Consider the following 20,692-nt stretch of genomic DNA (forward strand, 5'->3'; position numbering starts at 1 on the left):
CCTGTCGCGGCCCGGAATCAGCGTGAGTCGCCGTCGGAACCCGCGGGGCCGGCGAGCACCCGCGCCGCGATGCGGAACGCCGCATTGGCATCGGGCACACCGCAATAGACGGCGGTCTGCATCAGCACCTCCTTGATCTCGTCGTCACTGAGACCGTTGCGGCGCGCCGCGCGCAGGTGCATCGCCAACTCCTCATGGTGGCCACGGGCCACCAGAGCGGTCAGCGTGACGATCGACCGGCTGCGTCGGTCGAGGCCGTCCCGGGTCCAGATGCTGCCCCACGCGTAGCGGGTGATCAGGTCCTGGAAGTCGGCGGTGAAGTCGGTGGTGTGCGCGATCGCCCGATCGACGTGGTCATCGCCGAGAACCTGTCGCCGCACGGCCATTCCCGAGGTGTAGACCGGATCGCGCACCATCAGCTGGTCGAGAATCAGGTTGGCGGTGGCATCGGGCGCCTCCGCCGGGGCAAGGTGGCCAACACCGTCGAGTGTCACCAGCCGGCCGTGCCGGACACCGGAAGCGATACGCCGCAGCGATTCCGGGGGAGTGGCGACATCTTCTGAGCCCGCAACGGCCAACACCGGCGCAGCGATCTGAGCAAGTCGCGCGGTGACATCGAACTCGGCCAGGGCCTCGCACGCCTGCGCATACGATTCGGCGTCGGTGAGGCCCAGCGCCTCCGACAGCGCCGCGGCGACATCGGGCCGGCGCTCGGCGAAACCGGGGGCGAACCAGCGCTGCTGGGACGATTCGATGACCGCGCCGGTGCCCGATGTGCGCACCGTGGCGGCACGTGTGGACCAATCCTCGGCCCGCCCGATGCTGGCGCCGGTGCACAACAGCGTGGCGCTCGACAACCGCTCGGGCGCATCGAGCAGCAGCTGCAGACCGACCGCCCCGGCGATGGAGACACCGGCGTAGTGGAACGCGGTGTGCGGGCGGAGCTCCTCGGCCAAGGCGAGCACACCGGCCGCCAGATCCGGTATCCGGAACCGCGCTGCCTGGCTACGGCCGTGCCCGGGAAGATCCCACGCGACGACGCGCAGCTGCGCGGCGAGTTGTTCAGCGGCCGGGCCCCACAGCGCGCTTGCCGATGTGCCCAGGGATGGCCCGAGCAGCAGCAGGTCGGCGTCCTGCGGTCCGCCGAAGTCGGTGCCGACCAGCCGCGGCACGCTCATGTCGCCTCCGTTGTGTGGTGTGCGCGTTTCAGTACAGCATCGATGAGATGGTCTGCCGCGCCGGTGTAGTCGGGCCGAGCCGTCCGACCGGTCAACTCGGTCATCGATCGCTGCTCTGCGAGCAGGTCACCGGCGGCGGCCAGGTTCGCCGCGGCGCGGTCGGTGTCGATCACCACGCCGGCGAGCAGTTCGGTGGTCTGAGCGGCGGCGACGACGGTGTGACGGCACAATGTCCGGAGAGTGGCCCATTCGGCATGCCAGCCGCCGTCGGAGCGCTCATCGACGCCGACCGCCGACGCGACGTGCAAGGCGGCTGCCAGCGACGGCACAACCAACGCGGCACGCCGGATCAGGATGGACAACACCGGATTGTTCTTGTGCGCCATGGTGGATGAGCCGCCACCCCGGCCCTCCGCCAGTTCGCCGATCTCGGCCCTGCTGCCGATCGCAACATCGCCGGCGATGTGACCCCAGGCATCGCAACACGTCACCAACGCGTCACCCACGCGGGTCAGAACGGAGCGAGTGGTGTGCCACGGCGGGCTGTCAGTGAGGCCGAGCGCGGCGGCCAGTCGCTGCGACAGTGTGACGGCTTCACCGGGTGAGCCGGCCAGCTCGGTGGCAGCGGCCAGCGTGCCCACGGCACCTCCGGCCTGAACCGGAAGTGCCGGCAGTGCGGTCAGGGAGTCAGCCGCATCGAGAACCCCGCCAAGCCAATGTGCGACCTTCATGCCGACCGTCGTGGGCAACGCGGGCTGGGTCAGGGTGCGGGCGAGCATGGGACTGTCGCGGTAGGTCTCGGCCAGCTCGGCCAATCGGCGCACCTGCGCAACGATTTCACCGTGGAGTCGGTCCAGCGCCTCACGAAGACAGACCATCAGCGCGGTATCGACGACGTCCTGGCTGGTCAAGCCTCGGTGCACCCAGCGCGCCGGTTCACCGCCGGTGCGCTCACGAAGCAGGGCCACCAGCCCGGGCACCGGGTTGCCGGTGGCATCGGCCGCTACGGCCACCGGCTCGACGTCAGCTGCGGTGATCGTCGCGGTCAGGTCTGCTCGCGCCGACGCCGGCGCGATACCGGCGTCGACAAGCACGCCCAGCCAGGCGTTTTCGACCCGCACCATTGCGGTCAGCCAGGCCGTGTCGCTGAAGAGGTGCCCGGCCCGGTGGTCGCCGGGCCACAACAAGTCCGTCACGGTTGCCCCCGATACTGCAGAAACACCGTCTCATCGGGGCCCTGCAGCCTGATGTCGAAGCGAAATCCGTGTTCGTCGGTCACCGCGATGAGGGTATGGCGCCGATCGTCGGGCAGCGAGCTGAGCAGTCGGTCGGCGTGCAGTTGGTCGCCGGGTAGGTAGGCGCGGGTGAACAACCGGTTCAGCAGACCTCGCGCGAATACCGTGACGGCAATGAATGGTGTCGACTGTTGCAGCGCACCGGGTTTCACGGTGGTGAAGTGGTAGTGGCCATGCGCGTCGGTCTCAGCGCGTCCCCAGCCGGTGAACGCCCGGTCCTCCCGCAGCAGGGATCCGGTGGCCGTTGGAACCGCGCCGTCGTTGTCGGTCTGCCAGATCTCCAGCAACGCATCGGGAACCGGCGCTCCGGCGCCGTCGGTGACGGTGCCGTGCAACCGGATCGCATCGTGGGAGCCGGGGGAGACGAGTTCGTTGCCACGGTCGAACGGCAGCGCGAACCCGAAGAACGGGCCGACGGTCTGCCCCGGAGTGGCGGTCGGTCTGCTCACCGCGGCTCCTGCAACGGCGTTGCGGCCGCGCCGGTGAGCACCACGTCCCACCTGTAGCCGGTGGCCCATTCGTGGCTGGTGATGTCGTGGTCGTAGCTCGCGACGAGCCGGTCGCGGGCCTGCTGATCGGTGATCGCCTGGTAGATCGGGTCCAAGGCCAGCAGCGGGTCGCCGGGGAAGTACATCTGAGTGATCATCCGCTGGGTGAAATCACTGCCGAACACCGAGAAATGGATATGCGCCGGGCGCCATGCGTTGTGGTGGTTACGCCACGGGTAGGGGCCCGGTTTGATCGTCGTGAACCGATAGCGGCCGTCGTCGTCGGTGAGACACCGTCCCACACCGGTGAAATTGGGGTCTAACGGCGCCGGGTGCTGGTCCCGGTGGTGGATGTAGCGCCCGCTGGCGTTGGCCTGCCAGATCTCGACGAGTTGCCGGCGGACCGGTCTGCCGTCACCGTCGAGGATGCGCCCGGTCACCACCGTGCGCTCCCCGATCGGGGCGCCGGTGTGCCGGGCCGTCAGATCTGCGTCGGCTGCGTCGACATCGGTTTCGCCGAAGCAGGGCCCCGTCAACTCGACGGTCTCCGGATCGGTGAGGTGCAACGGGTGCCGGGGATGGCGAAGAACGCTGCTGCGGTACGGCGGATAGTCGAGCCTCGGTTGGCTTTCCGCGATACCGGCGGCCCGGTACCCGGTCTGGATCGCCGCGATCTCGGCGCTGATCTCCGCCTGGCCGGTCATAGCGACACGGTATCGGTAGGTGTCATCGGTTCAGCCGGTTTCCACTCGGGCGATCTCGTGGCGCCAGGCGGCGTCTGCCGTGAACGACGGGCCCAGGTCGGGCAGGTCCGCCCAATCCGATTCGTCGATCGGGGTCAACGTACCGCCTGCGGCGCGGATGCGTAGCGACATGGCCGCCAACTGGTCGAGGCTGATCGCTTGCAGGACGGCTTGCGGGACCGTGGCGGCGGCACTGGTTATGCCGTGGCCACGACAGATCACCACCGGCCTGTCTCCCATGGCGGCGACCATCTCTTTGCCCAGTTCCGCAGTGCGGATCAGCACTGCCTTCGGGTAGACCGGAACACCGTGACGGGCCAGCCACGCGCCCGGGATATCGAAGGCGCCGTAGATGGGTTCGATCGTGATACCGGCCAGGTCGGCCGCCACGACGGCCGGTGGATGCAGGTGGGCCACCGCGCGGTGCTCGGGATGTGCCAGCAGCGTCTCGACGTGGATCGGCAACTCGTTGGGTACCCGGTAGCCGTCCAGTTCGCCGGTCGCCCCGGGTGTTCCGTCGAAGCGGATGAGCCGGATGTCGTCGGGGCGGGTGAATGCCACACCGTCGTCGGAGTCGCTGCGGCACCGGATGAGCAGACGGTCTTCGTCGATTCGGGCACTGATGTGTCCGAGAATGCCGTCGACCAGGCCACGCGCGGCGGCCACCCGGCACGCTTGCGCGATCTCGGCCCGCGCGGCCGCCAGCTCGGCCGTCGTCACGCGTTGTCCCCGGTAGGCGCTGCACCCATCCCGAAACCGCCGTCGGGATGGATGCTTCCGGCGGTGATGCCGCGGGAGCGGTCCGATGCCAGGAAGACGAAGCTCCAGGCGTGATCCTGCGGTGTGAGGGCCACATTGAGCGGAGTGCGCGCCGCCAGATCGCGGGCACGGTCGGGGGTGTCGTCCAGGCGGATATGGTCCAGCGACAGGTTGCGCAGGCCGCGCAGGTCGGTGTGCAACGTTCCACCCGGTGCGACGCCGTTGACGCGGATGTGCGGCGCGAGTTCGTGAGCGAGCGTGCTGACCAGGCCGCGCACCGCGAACTTCGAGGCGACGTAGAGCACACCGCCGCGGCCCGGGTGGAACGACGACGTGGACTCGGTGAGAACGATCGAGGATCGCTCCTGGGCCCGTAGCGCCGGCAGCGCGGCCTTCACCGACTGCAGGTGACTCAACACGTTGGTCGTGAACATCTCGTCGAAGGCCGGTGCCAGCTCATCGATCGAGATGTCACTGATTCCCTTGTAGAAGTCGAAGATCCCGACACAGTTGACCAGGGTGTCCAGCCCGCCGAAGGCCGCGACGGCTGTCGCGACCGCCCGCTCGTTCGCCTCGGCCGTCGTCGCGTCTCCCTGGGTCACCGGCAGCCCCGGTAACTCATGCTGCAGGGCAGCGCATTTGGCGGCATCGCGCTCCAGTACGGCGACCTGCGCTCCCTCCTCGAGATACGCGTCCACGACCGCTCGACCGATGCCGGACCCGGCGCCGACGACCAGCGCCCGTTTGCCCTCGAGCCACCGCGTCATGGCAGTTCGGTTTCGTCGCGAAGCAGCGGTTCGTGCATCTTTCCGACCATCGCCGCCAGCGTGTAGCTGTTCTGCCAGGTCAGGGCTTCGATCTCCAAGGCGTCGAGGCTGATCCACTGTCCCGACTTCGGTGAGGTGACCAGCAGCCGCGAACCGTTGCGGGTGTCGACTCGACGCAAGGTCACCTCGGTGAATTCATTGGCGATGGCGATGGTTTCGCCCACCGCGCAGTCGATGAGGTCATCGAGTTCGCTCACAGGAACACCGCCAGATTCTGCATGCGAAGGACCGATTCGTCGAGATGGATCGTGCGGCGTGCCAGCTTCCAGACCTGATCGGTGAGACGCAGCAGATCCTCTCGGCCGCAGGAGATCAGTGCCGCCTCGTTCACATCGCCACGACTGCGGAACAGCAACTCGGCCGACTCCACGATCAGGTGCGCGTCATCGTCGCAGGCGAAGGTGCGCACGTTGGTGATGTGATGGCGCAGCCGTGACGGCGGGTCCTCGGTCCAGGCGTGTTCGGTCGCAAAGCGCGCCACGCGCCGGTTCAGCGAGTACTTGTTCTCATCGAAGTGGGCCATGCCGGGTGAGGTGTCGAAACCGGCGCCCGCGGCTGTGGTCACCCGGACGGGGGCGAAGTAGTGGATGTCGTCGGTAAGGGTGTCGAGCCATTCGCCGTAGCGCGCTGCGTCGAGCAGATAGGCCTCGTCGACCAGGAACTGATGCGCCTGCTGGTGCCGGACATCGTGGAACGGCAAGGGATTGCCGGTGCGGACCTGCTGGGGCGCGTGGCCGCCCAGGACTGCCAGCTGCCATGGGCGTGCGGCGTCGTCGGGCCACCGGAACCCGGCGCGCCCGTTTCGTTCGGCGGATGTCATAACTAGACCTCCTGGTGGGCGGCTTGGCATGCAGAAGTGCCGTTGGTCTGCGCCAGCGGGGTGATCCCGTCGGGCCGGCCGCCGATGGTCGCCGGGTTCGGCGCCACCGGAGGCATCTCCAGGTGATCGGCCCACATCCGCAGGATGGCGCGCTGGTTGTTCTCGTTGTAGCCGACCTGGGCGACGCCCGGTCCGTGGAACTGTTCGGGCGGCAGCGCATTCACCACCGGGGTTCCGTCAGCGAGCAGGCCCATCCGGCCGTTGAGCAGTAGTTGGCGGGCCATGGATCCGGCAGCGGTGTTGGTCAGCGAGACCCAGTTCTCCACGTCGTCCTGTTCGAACATGCCGGTGGAACCGAAGCACATCAGGTAGGCCTTGTAGGAGTCCTTCTTGAACTGATCGGGCGCCGCCGCGTCGACCGCGAACCACGAGTACACCTCGGTTTCGTTCTCGCTGATCGGCTGCCAGGTGCGAATCGATATGAACGGCAACACATCGTCGCTGTCCTGGATCTTCGGCCAGTTGTGCACCAGGCTCATGTTCGGGAAACAGGATGCCGCCGAGATCATGAAGCCGTCGTCACCCACGACGCGCTGATGGTCGTCGGACCACATCTGCTTGATCCGCCCCACCATGTCGTCGGGGTAGCCGACGTAGCGCATCCGTTCGTCGAAGGTGCCCGGCGGCAGCTTGTAAGTCGTGCCACCGCCGCAGCCGGCCCAGTACGTTGCGCCGTCTTTGCGTTTCTGCGCCTTGGGTTCGCGAAACAACCCGATGTCGACGACCGAGGCGTGGGTGTGGGGTGTGTGATACATGTCGCCGGCGAAGTTCTCGACGCCGATCTTCCAGTTCGCCTTGATGCGCCACCGTTGCGGACCGCGCACCTCCAAACCGGCCCCGCTTTGCCTGGTGTAGAAGTCGAGGTAGAACCTGAAGTCGCCGAGAAATTCCTCCAATGGCGGCGCTTGCGCGTCGAGGCTGATGAAGATCATGCCGTTATAGCTGGCGAGATTCGGTGCCGGCAACAGCGTCTGGCCGCGTTTCTGGAACCCCGCCTCGCCGCCGTAGGCCTCCTGGTGGAAGGGCAGGCCGGTGAGCCGCCCGTCGTTGCGGTACGACCAGCCGTGGTACGGGCACCGGAAATTCGAGGCATTGCCCATCTCGGCGCGGCAGACCTGCATGCCGCGATGCAGGCACATGTTGAACATGGCCCGCACGTCGCCCTTCGAGTCGCGGGCGATGATGAACGAGTCGTCGAGCAGGCGCCGTACGACGTAGTCGCCGTCTTGCGGGATCTCCGACTCATGCGCCACGAACATCCAGGCGCGGCGGAAGAGCCGCTCGCGCTCGAGTTCGAAGATCTCGGCGTCGTTGTAGATGTGCGCCGGGATCATCCCTCGCCGGACCTCGTCGAGGACTTGCCGGTGATCACTCATCGATGCGACTCCAGTCTCGAGTTCGCCAGGAAGATGTCTGCTGTACAGAGAAAAGCCCTGGTCGATAGCGGAAATTCTGCCAGAAACCCGGGTCAGTGGTCAATTGGCCCGGTATCGTTTCTGGTATGCAGAGACACCGGCGGGCCCGGACAGTGCCCGGCGGCCCCGCGGCCGCCGAGCACGGGATCCCGCAGTACCCGATCGGATCGGTGGACAGGGCACTGCAGCTCATCCTGTTGCTGGGGGAACGACCGCGGCTGCGGTTGACGGACGCGGCCGAGCACCTGGCCGTCGCGTCATCGACGGCCCATCGGCTGTTGGCGATGCTGCAGTACCGCGGCTTCGCGCGCCAGGATCCGGTGTCCAAGGCCTACTACCCCGGGCCCGCGCTGATGAGTGTGGCGTCGTCGGTGTTCAACCGCTTCGACATCGAGGGCATGGCGAGTCCGGTGCTGCGTCGTCTCAGTGAGGAGCTCAAGGAGTCGGTTCATATCGGGATGATCGAGGGCGGCCACGTTCGGTTCATCGCGGCCGCCGAGGGGCCGACGGCGGTTCGGGTCGCATCCCGGCTCGGACGCACGATGCCGGCGCACTGCACCTCGACGGGTAAGGCGCTGCTGGCACGACTGTCTGATGCCGACATCGCCCGCCTGTACCCGGATGACGAACTCGAGGGCGTCACGGCGCATTCGGCCGGTACCAGGACCGAATTGCAGCAGGAGCTCAGCCGGATACGCCAACAGGGGTACGCGGTGAACCGGGAGGGGAGTGAGGAGGGTGTCGCCTCGGTTGCGGTTCCCATTCCGACGCGTGCGCCCGGTGTGTTGCTGGCGCTCAATGCCGCCGCGCCGGTTCACCGACTGAATCCGTCGCGGTACCGGGCGGTGGCGGCCCTGCTGGTCGAGGCCGCCAAAGAGATCGGCGACCAGATCGGGTAGCCGGCGGCTACAACACCGGTTGCGCTCGGCGCGCCAGCAGCCGGCGGACGGCATCGTCCATGTGCTCGTCGATCAGCCGGACCGCGGCGGCCTCGTCGGCGGCCGCGATCGCCTTGCGCAGCACCACGTGTTCGGTGACCTGCTCGCGCAGATCGGGATAGGCCTCTTCGAGCTCCCCGAGCAGGATCCGGGTCTCCGAGAGCAGGGTCCGCATCGCCCGGAGCAGGCGGGGACTGCCCGCGCAGTCGACCAAGACCTCATGGAAGGCCTGGTCGGCGTCGGCCACCGCGGAGCCGTCGCCCCGGGCGGCGGCGGCGCGCAGTGCCTCGACCGGGCCCCGCAACCGGGCGGCGGCCGCCGCCGGGTCGCCGCGCAGCACGTCGATCACGGCGGCGCGCTCGATGGCCTTGCGTGCCTGGTAGACGTCGCGGACATCGTCATCGCTGAGCTCCACGACGAAGATGCCCCGGTTGCGTTCGCTGCGCAGCAGGCCTTCGGCCACCAGCCGCTGCATGGCCTCGCGCAGCGGGCCGCGAGACACCTCGAACTGCCCGGCCAGGCCGGCTTCGCCGAGTTGTTGTCCGGGCGACAGCCGGCCGCGGGTGATCGCCTCCCGGAGCCGCTCGGCGATCAGCTCGGGCGTCGAGGGTCTGCTCAACGGCTCGAACCCGGCCTCGTGCGAGAGCGTCATCGGTTGTCCTCGAGCGTCAGGTGTTCGAACAAGGCGCCGAGCCCCGTTGTGCGCCGGGATATCCCGGCGATGCGCAGACCCTCCCATATCGTCACGGCGTTGGCCGTCAGCACCGGCTTGCCGAGCAGTTGCTCGAGCTCGTCGACCTGGTCCACGGTGTGCATGGCGGTGTCGGGGATCAACAGCGCCTGCGCCCGCGGTGAATCGTTGACCCGCGCCAGATCCCGGATCTGACTGCGGGTCAGCCGGCCGACCTGCGCGGCCGTCGGGATGCCGGCGTCGCCCATCGACTCGACGGAGACGGCCTGGGCCGCAACGAAATCGGCAAACATCGTGGCGATGTCGTGCGGATAGCTGGCGGCGACCGCAACGCGGCGGCAGCCCAGTGCGGCCAGGGCGTGCACGAAGGCGAACGACGTGCTGGACGCGGGCACACCGGCTGCGGCGGCCAGCCGGTCGACCTGTTCGGCGGCGCCGTCGGGGCCGAATACGAAGCTGCCCGACGTGCAGGCCCAGACCACGGCGGCCGGCTGCTGCGGGGCCAGCAGCGCGGCCCCCTCGGCGAGCCTGGCCGGACTGCCGAGATCCAGCAGCTCCGGTAGGGCGTGCAGGTCGGTGCCGTAGATGTGTACGACGGGCAGTTCCACCCCCAGCAGCCCGGCGGCGAGCGAATAGTCGGACTCGGCGGCATGGCCGGGATAGATGAAGCCGGCGCGGCTCACTGCGGGGCTCCGGTGAAGACGTCGCGGAGCCACTGGCCCGGGCCCATCATCGGCAGGTTCATCCGGCCCAGGCACGCCCACATCGTCAGCTGGTTCGCCGTGAGGATCGGTTTGCCGAGCATCTGCTCCAGCGGGGCGATGATGTCGTAGGTGCGCAGGTTGGTGCAGCTGACGAAGATGGCCTGGGCTTCCGGGCGGTCGGCGGCGAGGATCCGCTCGGCCACGGTCCGGTAGTTGACCTTCCAGATGCCCCCGCCCAGGCCGAGGTAATCCGAATGACGCACCGCCACCCCCAATTGATTCAGAAAGACCCGCAGCAGGTCGGTGAGCTCCTCGTCGTAGGGGGTGAGCACGCAGATCCGGGAGATGTTCAGCGCGATGATCGCTTCGGCCAGCGCCCCCGAGGTGGTGACCGCGGCTTTGGCGCCCGCCGTCTCGATCGCGGCCACCAGCGTTTTCTCGTACTCGACGCCGTGGACGAAGCTGCCCGAGGCGCACAGGTAGGCGACCACCTCCGGCTCGACGTGCAGTACGTCGCGGGTGGCGGCCTGCAGGTGGTTGGTATCGGAGACCAGTTCGGCCATCGCCCGGCTCACCGGGACGGGTTCGTAGTGCGTCCGCGCAAGGTGCAGCGTGACTTCGGCGGGTATCCAGCGCCACAGTTCGCGCTCGATGGCCAGATCGAACGGCGCGATGATGCCGATACCGCGCTGATCGACCGGCCCGTCGAAGTCCGGCAACTGGGACAGATCCATGCGTGTCCCCATACTGACGTCGCAACCCCAGGCCGCCCCTGGATTGTTGACAATCATACGATCGGTTTCTACCGTGTCAATGTGGACGCGCGACCGGTGGTGACCGTCCAGCACGGTGAGTCGGTTCCCGCCCAACTCGATTCGATCAGCGCAGCAGCGGAACTGCGGATGATTCCGTCGTCGCGGCTCGGTGAGGCGATCGCCGGGACCGACGTGTTGTTCGTCTACGACTTCTCCTCTCCGGCCCTGGCGTCGGTGTGGTCCGACGCCGACGCGCTGCGCTGGGTCCAAGTCGCCGCCATCGGGGTCGACGCGGTGTTGTTCGACGCGCTGATCGACAGCGACGTCGTCGTCACCAATTCCCGCGGCATCTTCGAGGAACCGATCGCCGAGTACGTGCTGGGCCAGATCCTGGCCTTCGCCAAGGATTTCCGGCGGACCTGGGACGCGCAGGGCGCCCAGCGGTGGCAGCACTTCGACACCGAGCCGATCGCCGGATCGTCGGTCACCGTCGTCGGCCCCGGCCCGGTCGGGCGGGCCGTCGCCCGGTTGCTGCGCGCGGTCGGCATGTCGGTGCGCGGCGTCGGGCGCTCCCCACGCGATGACCCCGACTTCGGCGCCATCACCACCGATGTGGTTTCCGCGGTCGCCGACGCGGACTATGTCGTGCTCGCCGCACCGCTGACACCGCAGACCCGACACATGGTCGATGCCGCCGTGCTGGCGGCGATGCGCCCCACCGCGCGACTGATCAACGTCGGACGCGGCGAACTGGTGGACACCGACGCGCTGGTGTCGGCATTGCGGGACGGCGCGATCGCCGGTGCCGCACTCGACGTCGTCGACCCCGAACCGCTGCCGCCGAACCATCCGCTGTGGAGTGCGCCCACCGTCCGCCTGACGCCGCACAACAGCGGCGACATCAAGGGCTGGCGAAATGCGTTGCAGCAGCAGTTCATCGCCAACTTTCAACGGTACGTGGCCGGCCAACCGCTCCATAACGTCATCGACAAAGGCCACGGACACGCGCCGAGCGGGACTGGTTGAGGAGGCGTGTCACATGACTCATCCCACCGAACTGACGGCTTTGCAACTGGTCGCCGCCTACACCTCCGGCGAACTCTCGCCGGTTGAGGCGACCGCGGCCGCGCTCTCGGTGATCAGCGCGCACGACGGTGAGGTCAACGCCTTCTGCCTCGTCGACGAGGAGGCCGCGCTGTCGGCGGCCCGCAAATCCGAAGCCCGTTGGAGCGGCAACTACACCAAGGGCCTGCTCGACGGGGTCCCGGTCGCCGTCAAAGACGTGTTCCGCACCGCCGGCTGGCCCACACTGCGGGGATCGCTGCTCTCCGACGCCGCCGGGCCGTGGCCCGACGACAGCCCGGCGGTCGGCAAGATGCGCGACGACGGCATGGTGCTGCTGGGCAAGACGACCACCCCGGAACTGGCATGGAAGGGCGTCACCGACAGCCCGCGAACCGGTATCACCCGCAACCCTGTCGACATCACCCGGACCGCCGGCGGGTCGTCGGGCGGCAGCGCCGCCGCGGTCAGCGCCGGGATGGCGCCGTTGGCGATCGGCACCGACGGCGGGGGAAGCATCCGCATCCCGGCCGCGTTCTGCGGCGTCGTCGGCTTCAAACCCACCCACGGGCGGGTGCCGATGTATCCGATCAGCCCGTTCGGGCCCCTGGCGCACGCCGGCCCGATCACCCGGACCGTCGAGGACGCCGCCGTGCTGTTGGACATCATCGCGCTGCCCGATCACCGCGACCCGACGTCGTTGGCGCCGACGCTGACCACCTACCGCGGCGAAGTCCGGCGCGACGTGGTCGGTCTGGGCGTCGCCTACTCGCCGACCCTGGGCTATGCCGATGTCGATCCGCAGATCGAGGCCGCGGTCGCCGCGGCGGTCCGCGTACTGGCCGACGCCGGACTCAACGTCACCGAGGCCGACCCCGGCTTCGCCGATCCGGTCGACGCGTTCGAAATGCTGTGGGCGACCGGGGCGGCAGGCAGCCTGCGCGGCCACGAGGCGGACCGCGGGCTCGTCGACCCGGGCCTGGCCGAGATGTGGGAACGCGGCCTGGCGGCCTCAGCGGTCGACTACCTGGCCGCCCGCCAGGTCGGTGTCGACCTGGGTCTGATCATGGGGCGCTTCCATGAACGCCACAACCTGCTGATCACGCCGACCACACCGATCCCGGCGTTCGCCGCCGGCCACGACGTGCCGACCGACTCCGGCATGCGCTGGTGGGCGCAGTGGACGCCATTCACCTACCCGTTCAACATGACTCAACAGCCGGCGTTGAGCATCCCGATCGGTACGACCTCGCAAGGTCTGCCGATCGGCCTGCAGATCGTCGGACCGCGGCACAGTGACGATCTGGTGCTGGCGGCCGGCCTGTTCGCCGAGCGGGTGCTGGGTCTCTGACGGGACTCAGGCGCGGGCGAACGCCAACTGTTCGCCGACCGCACCGGCCATCCACAGGTCGTTGCAGGCGGCCGCCATCTCGGCCAAGCCGTCTTCGATAGTGGCGAACACATTGCCGGGCACCCAGCCGACGTCGCCGTTGAGCAGCAGATTGTTGCGGCCGTAGAAGATCGCCAGGTCGGTTGCACCGGCCGGTGAATTCGCCTGCGCGCCTTCGTCGTAGCCGTAGGCCGGATTGCCGATCTCGCCCGGGCCGAAGCTGAAGAAACAGACGTCGCCGGGGATCGGCGTCACGGTGGTGTTCTCCCGGCCCGGCGTGCCCAACGGCGGCAACAGTGTGTAGACCTCGTTGCGGGCGTACTTGCCGTGATAGGCCTGGCCGGTGACCGGCAACGTATCCCACACCGCGGCGCAGGTGCGGGGGGCCTCGTCGTCGAGCAGTCGCGCCCGGCAGGCCACACCGCGGCTGGTCAACGTGATGGACAGAAAACGTGCCACGGAAAACCTCTTCCCGCCGGTCGGGTCCCTACACCGGATCGAAGGTGCGGCTGGCGATGAACGTCGGCCGCGGCGCAGCGGCGCCGAACGGTTCCAGCAAGGTGTTCTCCACGCTGTTGTAGACGATGAAGACGTTCGACCGCGGATAGGGGGTGATGTTGCTGCTGGATCCGTGCATGCAGTTGCTGTCGAAGAACACCGCTGACCCGGCCGGACCGGTGATCTGACGGATGCCGTGCTGGTCGGCCATCCAGGCCAGGCTGTCGTCGTCGGGGGTGCCGATCTCCTGCTGCTTCAGCGACGAGCGGTAGTGGTCGGGCGGAGTCTCGTCCGGACATGACACGAACCAGCGGTGCGATCCGGGCATGATCATCAGCGAGCCGTTGCTGTCCAGGTTCTCGGTGAGCGCCACCGAGACGCTGACCGCCCGCGGTGTGGGCATTCCGTCCTCGGCGTGCCAGGTCTCGAAGTCGGAGTGCCAGTAGAACTCCCGGCCGTTGAAGCCGGGTTTGAAGTTGACCCGGCTCTGGTGCACATACACCTCCGAGCCGAGCAGTTGGCGGACCGGGCCGACCAGCCGCGGGTCAGCGATGAGTGCGGCGAACGCCGGGCTGATCCGGTGCACCTCGAAGATCGACCGGATCTGTCCGCTGTCGAGCTCGCAGATCGAACGCTCGTCGACGGCCAGCACCGGGTCGGCGCGCAGGTTGTCCAACTCGTTGCGCAGGTCGGCGACGACATCGGCATCCACCAGGTCGTCCACCGACAGGAAGCCGTCGGCGTCGAATGCCGCGACGCTGTCAGGCCTCAGCGGACCGCCTCCGCCCGGGGGTGTCCACACCACCGGGTCGCGCCGCGGTTCGATGCCGATCGTGACGTTGTTGCGAGTGGGGTAGTGGTCGGTGAGAGCCTTGGTCATGGGACGGGTCATGGCGCAGCTTCTTGAGGTTCCTCGGTGAGCAGGGGGTAGGCGCCGGTCTCGTCGTGCACCTCCCGCCCGGTGACCGGCGGGTCGAACACGCACACCATGCGCAGGTCGGTGTGGGCCGAAACACGGTGGTGCTCATGACCGTCGAGCAGGTACAGGGTGCCGTCGGCAAGCGGAAACGTCTCGCCTGTTTCTTCGTTGATCAGCTCACCCTCGCCGCCGACGCAGTACACCGCCTCGACGTGGTTGGCGTACCACATCGCGGTTTCGGTACCGGCGTACAGGATGGTCTCGTGCATCGAGAACCGCTGGCCGTCGCGAGCCAGCAGCAGCCGCTGGCTGTTCCAGGTCTTGGCCTGGACATCGCGGTCCGTGCCCTTGATCTCGGCGAGGGTACGAACGATCATTGCTTGGCTCCTGAGGTAGTACCGGCAAGTTCTCGGGCGGCGACCGCCTCGATCGATTGGGCCGCGAGTGTCAGCCCTTCGGCCAGATCGTTGTCATCGATGACCAGCGGTGGCATCAGTTTCACCACCTCGCCCTCCGGTCCCGAGGTCTCCAGCAGCAGGCCGCGGGAGAAGGCCTCCTTCTGCACGGCGCCGGCCAGCTCGGGTCGGTCGAAGGCCACACCGCGGATCAGGCCGCGGCCCCGGGACTCGACCCCGTCGAAGGGCGCTATCACCTCGCGCAGGGCCTGGTCGATCTGCTCACCCTTGCGGAGTACCTGCTTCTCCAGCAGGTTGTCGCTCCAGAAGTTCAGCGCCGCGGTGGCGGTGACGAAGGACGGGTTCTGGCCGCGGAAGGTGCCGTTGTGCTCGCCGGGCTCCCACACATCCAGTTCGGGCTTGAACAGCGTCAGCGCCATCGGCAGCCCGTAGCCGCTGATCGACTTGGACATGCAGACGATGTCCGGCACGATGTCGGCCGCCTCGAAGCTGAAGAACGGCCCGGTGCGTCCGCAACCCATCTGCACGTCGTCGACGATCAGCAGCAGCCCGTGACGCTTGCAGAGTTCGGCCAGCCCGTGCAGCCACTCCAGCCGGGCCACATTGATCCCGCCTTCGCCCTGCACGGTCTCGACGATCACCGCGGCCGGTTCATTGAGGCCGCTGCCGCTGTCCTGCAACAGTCGCTCGAACCAGATGAAGTCCGGAGTGACGCCGTCGAGGTAGTTGTCGTAGGGCATCGGGGTGGCGTGCACCAGCGGGATCCCGGCGCCGCCGCGCTTCATCGAGTTGCCGGTGACGCTCAGCGAGCCCAGCGTCATGCCATGGAAGGCATTGGTGAAGCTGATGATGCTTTCCTTGCCGGTGACCTTGCGGGCCAGTTTCAGCGCCGACTCGACCGCGTTGGTGCCGGTGGGGCCGGGGAACTGGACCTTGTAGTCCAGCCCGCGCGGCTTGAGGATCACCTCTTCGAACCGTTCCAGGAACGCGCCCTTGGCCACGGTGTTCATGTCGAGGCTGTGCACGACCCGGTCCGCGGTCAGGTATTCCAGCAGCGGTGCCTTCAGGTCGGGATGGTTGTGTCCGTAGTTCAGCGCACCGGCGCCGGCGAAGAAGTCGATGTATTCATTGCCGTCGACATCCCACATGCGGGAACCGAGGGCCCGGTCGAATGTCACCGGCCAGGATCGGCAATAGCTCCGCACCTCGGATTCAAGGGTTTCAAAAATAGTCATGATTTCCTCCGTCCGTCGGTCACATACAACGGAACGGAACGACAGGTCGATTTCAAAACTCGTGCCGTGGGTGATCTTCGGCTCGACCCACCACCCCGCTCGGATGCCCCCGGCTAGGTCTGCCGGGGCTCACGTTTGCGCGGACGTGACCTTACCGAGACCGTTTTGTGATCTCAACCTTGCCATGCTGTCCTCAACGGTCGATGTTTACCCGCAGTGGCCCGATTCGAAACAGTTCCTCGGCCAGATGGGATTCGGGAAACAAGCTGGCCCCGAACAACTCGGAGCATTCCAGGCCGGCGTCCCATCGCCGGGCGAATGCCCCGAAAAGCCGTCGGCTGGCCTCATTGTCCGGTGTGATTGACGTCTCAAGATGGGTGCCGCCATCGGCGACCAGAGCGGTCCCCAGGTGGTCGAGCATCCGGCCGGCCAGGCCCATCCCGCGATGCGCGTCGTTCACAGCGACCTGCCAGACCATCAGGGTCTGCGGCTGATCCGGGCGGCGGTAGCCGGTGATGAAACCGGCCGGTTCGCCGCTGACCTCAGCGATCACCGAGCTGGCCGCGAAGTCGCGGCACCACAACAGATAGGCATAAGGGGCGTTGACGTCGAGTGTGACGCTGTCGAGGGCCATCTTCCACAGGGCCGGGCCGTCGGCCACCGTCGGTGTCCGGAGCGCGATGTGAGCCGGTTCGGTCATCTCGTCGACGCTACCGGCAGCCGATCTCGGTGTCGGCCGGGGATGGCGGGTGTCAGCCCTCCGGAGGGGGTCGTACCGGCGGCAACGGCTGCGGCGGCACCCGCAACGTGCGCAGCGCCTGGAGCACCGAGCGGCCCTCCGGCTCGGCGCTGACCGGCACCAACCGCACGGCGGCCAGCGGGAACAACCCGCACAGCGCGAACGCCACCGGATAACCGGCGGCACCGATCAGCGCGCCGAACAGTGGGGGAGCGATGCCGGCGGTGAGTCGCTGGGTGGTGTTCTGCGTGCCCAGCGCACGCCCGCTCCAGTACGGACCGGCGATCTCGGCGACCGCGGTCGACGACAATCCGTTGTCCAGCACGCTGATCACCGCTGCGACGACGAACGCCGTCTCGGCCAGGTGGGAGTGCAGGTGATCGGTCACTCCCAGCACCAACATGGCCACCGCGCTCGCGACGGCGAGGCTGCGGATCGGCCGCAGTCTCGAACGGACCCGGTCGGACCACCGACCGGCCAGCACGCGCCCGGCCGCACCGAGCAATTGCGCCACGGTGACCAGGGCGCCGGCGGCGGCGATCGACCAGTTCGTGTCGACGATCAACCACACCAGCATGAAGGTGGACAACACGCACTGCGGAACCATCAGCAGCGACGACGACCAATGGATGCGCCACAGCACTTTCGAATCGGTGTAGGGGTTGGCCAGCTCTTTGCCGGTCGCCGCCGAACGTGGCCGGCGCGGCGGGTCGACCACCCCGAGAGCACACGCCACGGCCGCTACCGCGCACAGTGTCGCCGGGAACATCAGCGCCCGTGCCAGCCCGTGTTCGGCCAGTTCGGGAATCACCGCGGCCCCCAACGCGATTCCCAGCGGCTGCGCCGTCTGGCGGATACCCATCACCAGACCGCGTTGGTGCGGCGGGAACCAGCCGGTCACCAGGCGGCCGCTGGCGTTGTTGGCGCTGGCGGCGGCCATGCCGCCCAGGAAGAGGAAGGCTCCGACCCCAACCAGGGAGTTCATCGAGGCCGCCCCGAAGGTGGCCAGCGCGGTCAGCGCGGAGCCGACGGTCAGCACGATCCGCTCCCCGATGCGGTCCAACAGCGCGCCCCACGCGAACAGCGTCAGCACCATGCCGAAACTGGGCATCGAGGCCAGCAGACCCGCCAGCGCCAGGTTGGTCTCCCGCTTGGTCTCCAGCATCGGGATGACGAACGCGATCCCGTTGATGAACACGAACGAGCACAACGTCGCCGCCAGCGCCACGAGTACCACTGACCAGCGCGCGGCGCTGCTGATCGACTCGGTGGTCACCCGGCAATGGTTCCACAAGTTAACGCCGTGCAGGTGCGACATCCGTCCGGTGACGATCGCCTGTGCGGGTTTGATGGCGACCCCCAGCGCCCGGCTCCGCCGCGCTTGCGATCGCCATTAGGCTTGCTCGAATGCGCCTCGGTCGAATTGCCAGCCCGGACGGCGTCGCCTTCGTCAGCCTGGAGGGCGATCCGGACCGGCCCCACGAGATGACAGCTCGCGAGATCGCCGAGCACCCCTTCGGCACACCGGAGTTCACCGGCCGATCCTGGCCACTGGCCGACGTGCGCCTGCTGGCCCCGATCCTGGCCAGCAAGGTGGTCTGCATCGGGAAGAACTACGCCGCCCACATCGCCGAGATGGGTGGCGCGCCGCCGACCAACCCGATGATGTTTCTCAAGCCCAATACCGCGATCATCGGGCCGAACGTTCCGATTCAGCTGCCCGCCAACGCTTCCCCGGTTCACTACGAAGGCGAGCTGGCGGTGGTGATCTCCCGGCCCTGCAAGGACGTTCCGGCCGCCCGGGCCAAGGACAACATCCTGGGCTACACCATCGGCAACGACGTGTCGGCCCGTGACCAGCAGAAATCCGACGGGCAGTGGACCCGCGCCAAGGGGCACGACACGTTCTGCCCGATCGGGCCCTGGATCGTCACCGACCTCGACCCGACGGACCTGGCGATCCGCACCGAGGTCAACGGCCAGACCAAACAGGACAGCCGCACCTCGCTGATGATCCACCACATCGGCGCGATCGTGGAATGGATCTCCGCGGTGATGACCCTGCTGCCCGGTGACCTCATCCTCACCGGTACCCCCGACGGCGTCGGCCCGATCGAACACGGGGACACCGTGTCGGTCTCCGTCGAAGGCATCGGCACCCTCACCAACCCGGTTATTCGCAAAGGAATGTCGTGACTCAAGGTTTCCAGGCTGATTCACCGGTGCGGGTCCGGTTCTGCCCGTCACCGACCGGGACGCCGCACGTCGGGCTGATCCGCACCGCACTGTTCAACTGGGCCTATGCCCGACACACGGGCGGCACGTTGGTGTTCCGGGTGGAGGACACCGACGCCGAGCGTGACAGCGAGGAGAGCTATCAGGCGCTGCTCGAGGCCCTGCGCTGGCTTCGTCTGGACTGGGACGAGGGCCCCGAAGTGGGCGGACCGTACGGCCCTTACCGTCAGTCGCAGCGCGCCGACATCTACCGGGACGTGGTGGCACGGCTGTTGGCGGCCGGCGAGGTCTACGAGGCCTTCTCCACACCGCAGGAGGTCGAGGCCCGCCACCTGGCCGCCGGCCGAAACCCCAAGCTGGGCTACGACAACTTCGACCGCGACCTGACCGACGATCAGCGCGCCGGCTACCTCGCCGAGGGCCGCAAGCCGGTGCTGCGGTTGCGCATGCCCGATGGCGACCTCGGCTGGCAGGATCTGGTGCGCGGGCCGACGAGCTTTCCGGCGGGCACTGTTCCCGACTTCGCGCTCACCCGCGCCAGCGGGGATCCGTTGTACACGTTGGTCAACCCGGTCGACGACGCGATGATGAAGATCACCCATGTGCTGCGTGGCGAGGACCTGCTGCCGTCCACGCCACGCCAGATCGCGCTGTATCAGGCCTTGATGCGCATCGGGGTGGCCGACAGGATTCCCGAATTCGCCCATCTTCCAACAGTTCTGGGTGACGGAACCAAGAAGCTGTCCAAGCGCGATCCGCAGTCGAACCTGTTCGCGCACCGCGATCGGGGTTTCATCCCGGAGGGCCTGTTGAACTACCTGGCGCTGCTGGGCTGGTCCATCGCCGATGACCGCGACGTGTTCGGTCTCGAGGAGATGGTCGCCGCATTCGACGTCGTCGACGTCAACTCCAACCCGGCCCGGTTCGATCAGAAGAAGGCCGACGCGCTCAACGCCGAGCACATCCGGCTGCTGGATGCCGACGACTTCACCACGCGGCTGCGCGGCTACTTCGACACCCACGGTTACCGCACCGGGCTCGACGAGGCCGGATTCGCGGCCGCTGCGGCGCTGGTGCAGACCCGTGTCGTCGTGCTGGGCGACGCCTGGGGACTGCTCAAGTTCTTCAACGACGACGAGTACGCGCTCGACCCGCGTGCGGTGGCCAAGGAGTTGGGCGCCGGCGCGGCTGCCGTCCTGGACGCGACCATCACCGCCCTGGAGGCCGTGGGGGACTGGACCACCGCCGGGATCGAGGCCGCACTGAAGGCTGCGCTGCTCGACGGTCTGGAGCTCAAACCGCGCAAGGCGTTCGGCCCGGTCCGGGTCGCCGTCACCGGCGGGTTGGTCAGCCCGCCGTTGTTCGAGTCGCTGGAGCTGCTGGGTTCGGCGCGCAGCCTGGCGCGGTTGCGGGCCGCCCGCGACGGCCTCGGGTGAGTGCGATGAGTACTTCGCGGTAGAAGTTTGGTAGTCTGCACGTCGGCCCGAAGCAGCTGGCTCGAAGCGCCCAACCGGCGCTCTGACCA

23 protein-coding genes are annotated in these 20,692 nt (G+C 67.9%); 5 read left to right on the forward strand and 18 right to left on the reverse strand.

The annotated features are described in order from the left end of the window. Positions 1-17: 17 nt before the first annotated feature. The 9 genes from pcaDC to AWC24_RS15155 are packed head-to-tail and all read right to left on the reverse strand — an operon-like array spanning position 18 to position 7,546. Positions 18-1,178 carry a bifunctional 3-oxoadipate enol-lactonase/4-carboxymuconolactone decarboxylase PcaDC gene (gene pcaDC, locus AWC24_RS15115; RefSeq protein ID WP_085086251.1) on the reverse strand — a complete coding sequence of 387 codons (1,161 nt, stop codon included), beginning with the start codon at positions 1,176-1,178 and terminating at the stop codon, positions 18-20. Next, the gene (gene pcaB / locus AWC24_RS15120) at positions 1,175-2,374 is read right to left on the reverse strand and encodes a 3-carboxy-cis,cis-muconate cycloisomerase (RefSeq protein ID WP_085086253.1); all 1,200 of its coding nucleotides are present in this window, start codon (positions 2,372-2,374) and stop codon (positions 1,175-1,177) included. Before pcaB ends, pcaDC begins: the two co-directional genes overlap by 4 nt. Next, entirely contained in the window at positions 2,371-2,922 is a 552-nt protein-coding gene (gene pcaG, locus AWC24_RS15125; RefSeq protein ID WP_109560492.1) for a protocatechuate 3,4-dioxygenase subunit alpha, read from the reverse strand. The genes pcaB and pcaG overlap by 4 nt, the downstream gene beginning before the upstream one ends. Further along, a complete protein-coding gene (gene pcaH, locus AWC24_RS15130; protein WP_085086257.1) occupies positions 2,919-3,665 on the reverse strand; it encodes a protocatechuate 3,4-dioxygenase subunit beta in 747 nt (248 codons plus the stop codon). Before pcaH ends, pcaG begins: the two co-directional genes overlap by 4 nt. Positions 3,666-3,695: 30 nt before the next feature. Further along, on the reverse strand, positions 3,696-4,424 hold the full coding sequence (gene phtC / locus AWC24_RS15135) for a 3,4-dihydroxyphthalate decarboxylase (RefSeq protein ID WP_109560493.1): 729 nt from the start codon (positions 4,422-4,424) through the stop codon (positions 3,696-3,698). Then, complete coding sequence (hcaB, locus tag AWC24_RS15140; RefSeq protein ID WP_085086259.1) at positions 4,421-5,230, reverse strand: 3-(cis-5,6-dihydroxycyclohexa-1,3-dien-1-yl)propanoate dehydrogenase; 810 nt, start codon at positions 5,228-5,230, stop codon at positions 4,421-4,423. The genes phtC and hcaB overlap by 4 nt, the downstream gene beginning before the upstream one ends. Then, complete coding sequence (locus AWC24_RS15145; RefSeq protein WP_085086261.1) at positions 5,227-5,487, reverse strand: dihydrodiol dehydrogenase; 261 nt, start codon at positions 5,485-5,487, stop codon at positions 5,227-5,229. Before AWC24_RS15145 ends, hcaB begins: the two co-directional genes overlap by 4 nt. After that, complete coding sequence (locus tag AWC24_RS15150; protein WP_085086263.1) at positions 5,484-6,110, reverse strand: 3-phenylpropionate/cinnamic acid dioxygenase subunit beta; 627 nt, start codon at positions 6,108-6,110, stop codon at positions 5,484-5,486. The genes AWC24_RS15145 and AWC24_RS15150 overlap by 4 nt, the downstream gene beginning before the upstream one ends. Positions 6,111-6,112: 2 nt before the next feature. Then, positions 6,113-7,546, reverse strand: a complete 1,434-nt coding sequence (locus AWC24_RS15155; RefSeq protein WP_085086265.1) for a Rieske 2Fe-2S domain-containing protein — start codon at positions 7,544-7,546, stop codon at positions 6,113-6,115. A 125-nt stretch (positions 7,547-7,671) separates the two neighbouring features. Here AWC24_RS15155 and AWC24_RS15160 point away from each other — a divergent pair, with 125 nt between their 5' ends. Then, positions 7,672-8,484 (forward strand): IclR family transcriptional regulator, encoded by an 813-nt coding sequence (locus tag AWC24_RS15160; RefSeq protein WP_085086267.1) that lies wholly within the window; start codon positions 7,672-7,674, stop codon positions 8,482-8,484. A gap of 7 nt (positions 8,485-8,491) precedes the next feature. Here the strand turns inward: AWC24_RS15160 and AWC24_RS15165 are convergent, their stop codons facing one another. Genes AWC24_RS15165 through AWC24_RS15175 form a run of 3 tightly spaced genes read right to left on the reverse strand, consistent with a single transcriptional unit; the run spans position 8,492 to position 10,652 of the window. Further along, positions 8,492-9,175, reverse strand: coding sequence for a GntR family transcriptional regulator (locus AWC24_RS15165; protein ID WP_085086269.1), 684 nt, complete (start codon positions 9,173-9,175; stop codon positions 8,492-8,494). Further along, positions 9,172-9,897: a maleate cis-trans isomerase family protein gene (locus AWC24_RS15170; protein ID WP_085086271.1), complete on the reverse strand. Its 726-nt coding sequence runs from the start codon at positions 9,895-9,897 to the stop codon at positions 9,172-9,174. Before AWC24_RS15170 ends, AWC24_RS15165 begins: the two co-directional genes overlap by 4 nt. Continuing rightward, a complete protein-coding gene (locus AWC24_RS15175; RefSeq protein WP_085086273.1) occupies positions 9,894-10,652 on the reverse strand; it encodes a maleate cis-trans isomerase family protein in 759 nt (252 codons plus the stop codon). Before AWC24_RS15175 ends, AWC24_RS15170 begins: the two co-directional genes overlap by 4 nt. An 81-nt stretch (positions 10,653-10,733) precedes the next feature. Here AWC24_RS15175 and AWC24_RS15180 point away from each other — a divergent pair, with 81 nt between their 5' ends. Continuing rightward, entirely contained in the window at positions 10,734-11,699 is a 966-nt protein-coding gene (locus tag AWC24_RS15180) for a D-2-hydroxyacid dehydrogenase (RefSeq protein ID WP_085086275.1), read from the forward strand. Positions 11,700-11,712: 13 nt separating this feature from the next. After that, positions 11,713-13,086, forward strand: coding sequence for an amidase (locus AWC24_RS15185; RefSeq protein ID WP_085086277.1), 1,374 nt, complete (start codon positions 11,713-11,715; stop codon positions 13,084-13,086). Positions 13,087-13,092: 6 nt separating this feature from the next. Here AWC24_RS15185 and AWC24_RS15190 read toward each other — a convergent pair whose 3' ends face one another. The 6 genes from AWC24_RS15190 to AWC24_RS15215 all read right to left on the reverse strand — a co-directional run bounded on the left by AWC24_RS15190 (position 13,093) and on the right by AWC24_RS15215 (position 18,208). After that, positions 13,093-13,584 (reverse strand): DUF3830 family protein, encoded by a 492-nt coding sequence (locus tag AWC24_RS15190; protein ID WP_085086279.1) that lies wholly within the window; start codon positions 13,582-13,584, stop codon positions 13,093-13,095. Positions 13,585-13,612: 28 nt separating this feature from the next. After that, positions 13,613-14,515, reverse strand: a complete 903-nt coding sequence (gene thpD / locus AWC24_RS15195; protein WP_234807389.1) for an ectoine hydroxylase — start codon at positions 14,513-14,515, stop codon at positions 13,613-13,615. Continuing rightward, positions 14,512-14,919, reverse strand: a complete 408-nt coding sequence (locus AWC24_RS15200; protein WP_085086283.1) for an ectoine synthase — start codon at positions 14,917-14,919, stop codon at positions 14,512-14,514. Before AWC24_RS15200 ends, thpD begins: the two co-directional genes overlap by 4 nt. Further along, complete coding sequence (gene ectB, locus AWC24_RS15205; protein WP_085086285.1) at positions 14,916-16,193, reverse strand: diaminobutyrate--2-oxoglutarate transaminase; 1,278 nt, start codon at positions 16,191-16,193, stop codon at positions 14,916-14,918. The genes AWC24_RS15200 and ectB overlap by 4 nt, the downstream gene beginning before the upstream one ends. Before the next feature lie 193 nt (positions 16,194-16,386). Further along, on the reverse strand, positions 16,387-16,893 hold the full coding sequence (gene ectA / locus AWC24_RS15210) for a diaminobutyrate acetyltransferase (protein ID WP_085086287.1): 507 nt from the start codon (positions 16,891-16,893) through the stop codon (positions 16,387-16,389). Between the two features lie 52 nt (positions 16,894-16,945). After that, entirely contained in the window at positions 16,946-18,208 is a 1,263-nt protein-coding gene (locus AWC24_RS15215; RefSeq protein ID WP_109560532.1) for an MFS transporter, read from the reverse strand. Positions 18,209-18,339: 131 nt separating this feature from the next. On the opposite strand from AWC24_RS15215, the gene AWC24_RS15220 reads away from it, so the two are divergent. Then, positions 18,340-19,128 (forward strand): fumarylacetoacetate hydrolase family protein, encoded by a 789-nt coding sequence (locus AWC24_RS15220; protein WP_085086290.1) that lies wholly within the window; start codon positions 18,340-18,342, stop codon positions 19,126-19,128. Next, entirely contained in the window at positions 19,125-20,603 is a 1,479-nt protein-coding gene (gene gltX / locus AWC24_RS15225; protein WP_085086292.1) for a glutamate--tRNA ligase, read from the forward strand. The genes AWC24_RS15220 and gltX overlap by 4 nt, the downstream gene beginning before the upstream one ends. Positions 20,604-20,692: the final 89 nt, after the last annotated feature.

Source organism: Mycolicibacter senuensis (assembly GCF_002101885.1).
Classification (GTDB): Bacteria; Actinomycetota; Actinomycetes; order Mycobacteriales; family Mycobacteriaceae; genus Mycobacterium; species Mycobacterium senuense.

Coding starts and splice junctions, on each gene's coding strand:
- pcaDC (WP_085086251.1), bottom strand. CDS start 1,178: ATGAGCGTGCCGCGGCTGGTCGGCACCGACTTCGGCGGACCGCAGGAC.
- pcaH (WP_085086257.1), bottom strand. CDS start 3,665: ATGACCGGCCAGGCGGAGATCAGCGCCGAGATCGCGGCGATCCAGACC.
- hcaB (WP_085086259.1), bottom strand. CDS start 5,230: ATGACGCGGTGGCTCGAGGGCAAACGGGCGCTGGTCGTCGGCGCCGGG.
- AWC24_RS15150 (WP_085086263.1), bottom strand. CDS start 6,110: ATGACATCCGCCGAACGAAACGGGCGCGCCGGGTTCCGGTGGCCCGAC.
- AWC24_RS15155 (WP_085086265.1), bottom strand. CDS start 7,546: ATGAGTGATCACCGGCAAGTCCTCGACGAGGTCCGGCGAGGGATGATC.
- AWC24_RS15160 (WP_085086267.1), top strand. CDS start 7,672: ATGCAGAGACACCGGCGGGCCCGGACAGTGCCCGGCGGCCCCGCGGCC.
- AWC24_RS15165 (WP_085086269.1), bottom strand. CDS start 9,175: ATGACGCTCTCGCACGAGGCCGGGTTCGAGCCGTTGAGCAGACCCTCG.
- AWC24_RS15175 (WP_085086273.1), bottom strand. CDS start 10,652: ATGGATCTGTCCCAGTTGCCGGACTTCGACGGGCCGGTCGATCAGCGC.
- AWC24_RS15185 (WP_085086277.1), top strand. CDS start 11,713: ATGACTCATCCCACCGAACTGACGGCTTTGCAACTGGTCGCCGCCTAC.
- thpD (WP_234807389.1), bottom strand. CDS start 14,515: ATGACCCGTCCCATGACCAAGGCTCTCACCGACCACTACCCCACTCGC.
- AWC24_RS15200 (WP_085086283.1), bottom strand. CDS start 14,919: ATGATCGTTCGTACCCTCGCCGAGATCAAGGGCACGGACCGCGATGTC.
- ectB (WP_085086285.1), bottom strand. CDS start 16,193: ATGACTATTTTTGAAACCCTTGAATCCGAGGTGCGGAGCTATTGCCGA.
- ectA (WP_085086287.1), bottom strand. CDS start 16,893: ATGACCGAACCGGCTCACATCGCGCTCCGGACACCGACGGTGGCCGAC.
- AWC24_RS15220 (WP_085086290.1), top strand. CDS start 18,340: ATGCGCCTCGGTCGAATTGCCAGCCCGGACGGCGTCGCCTTCGTCAGC.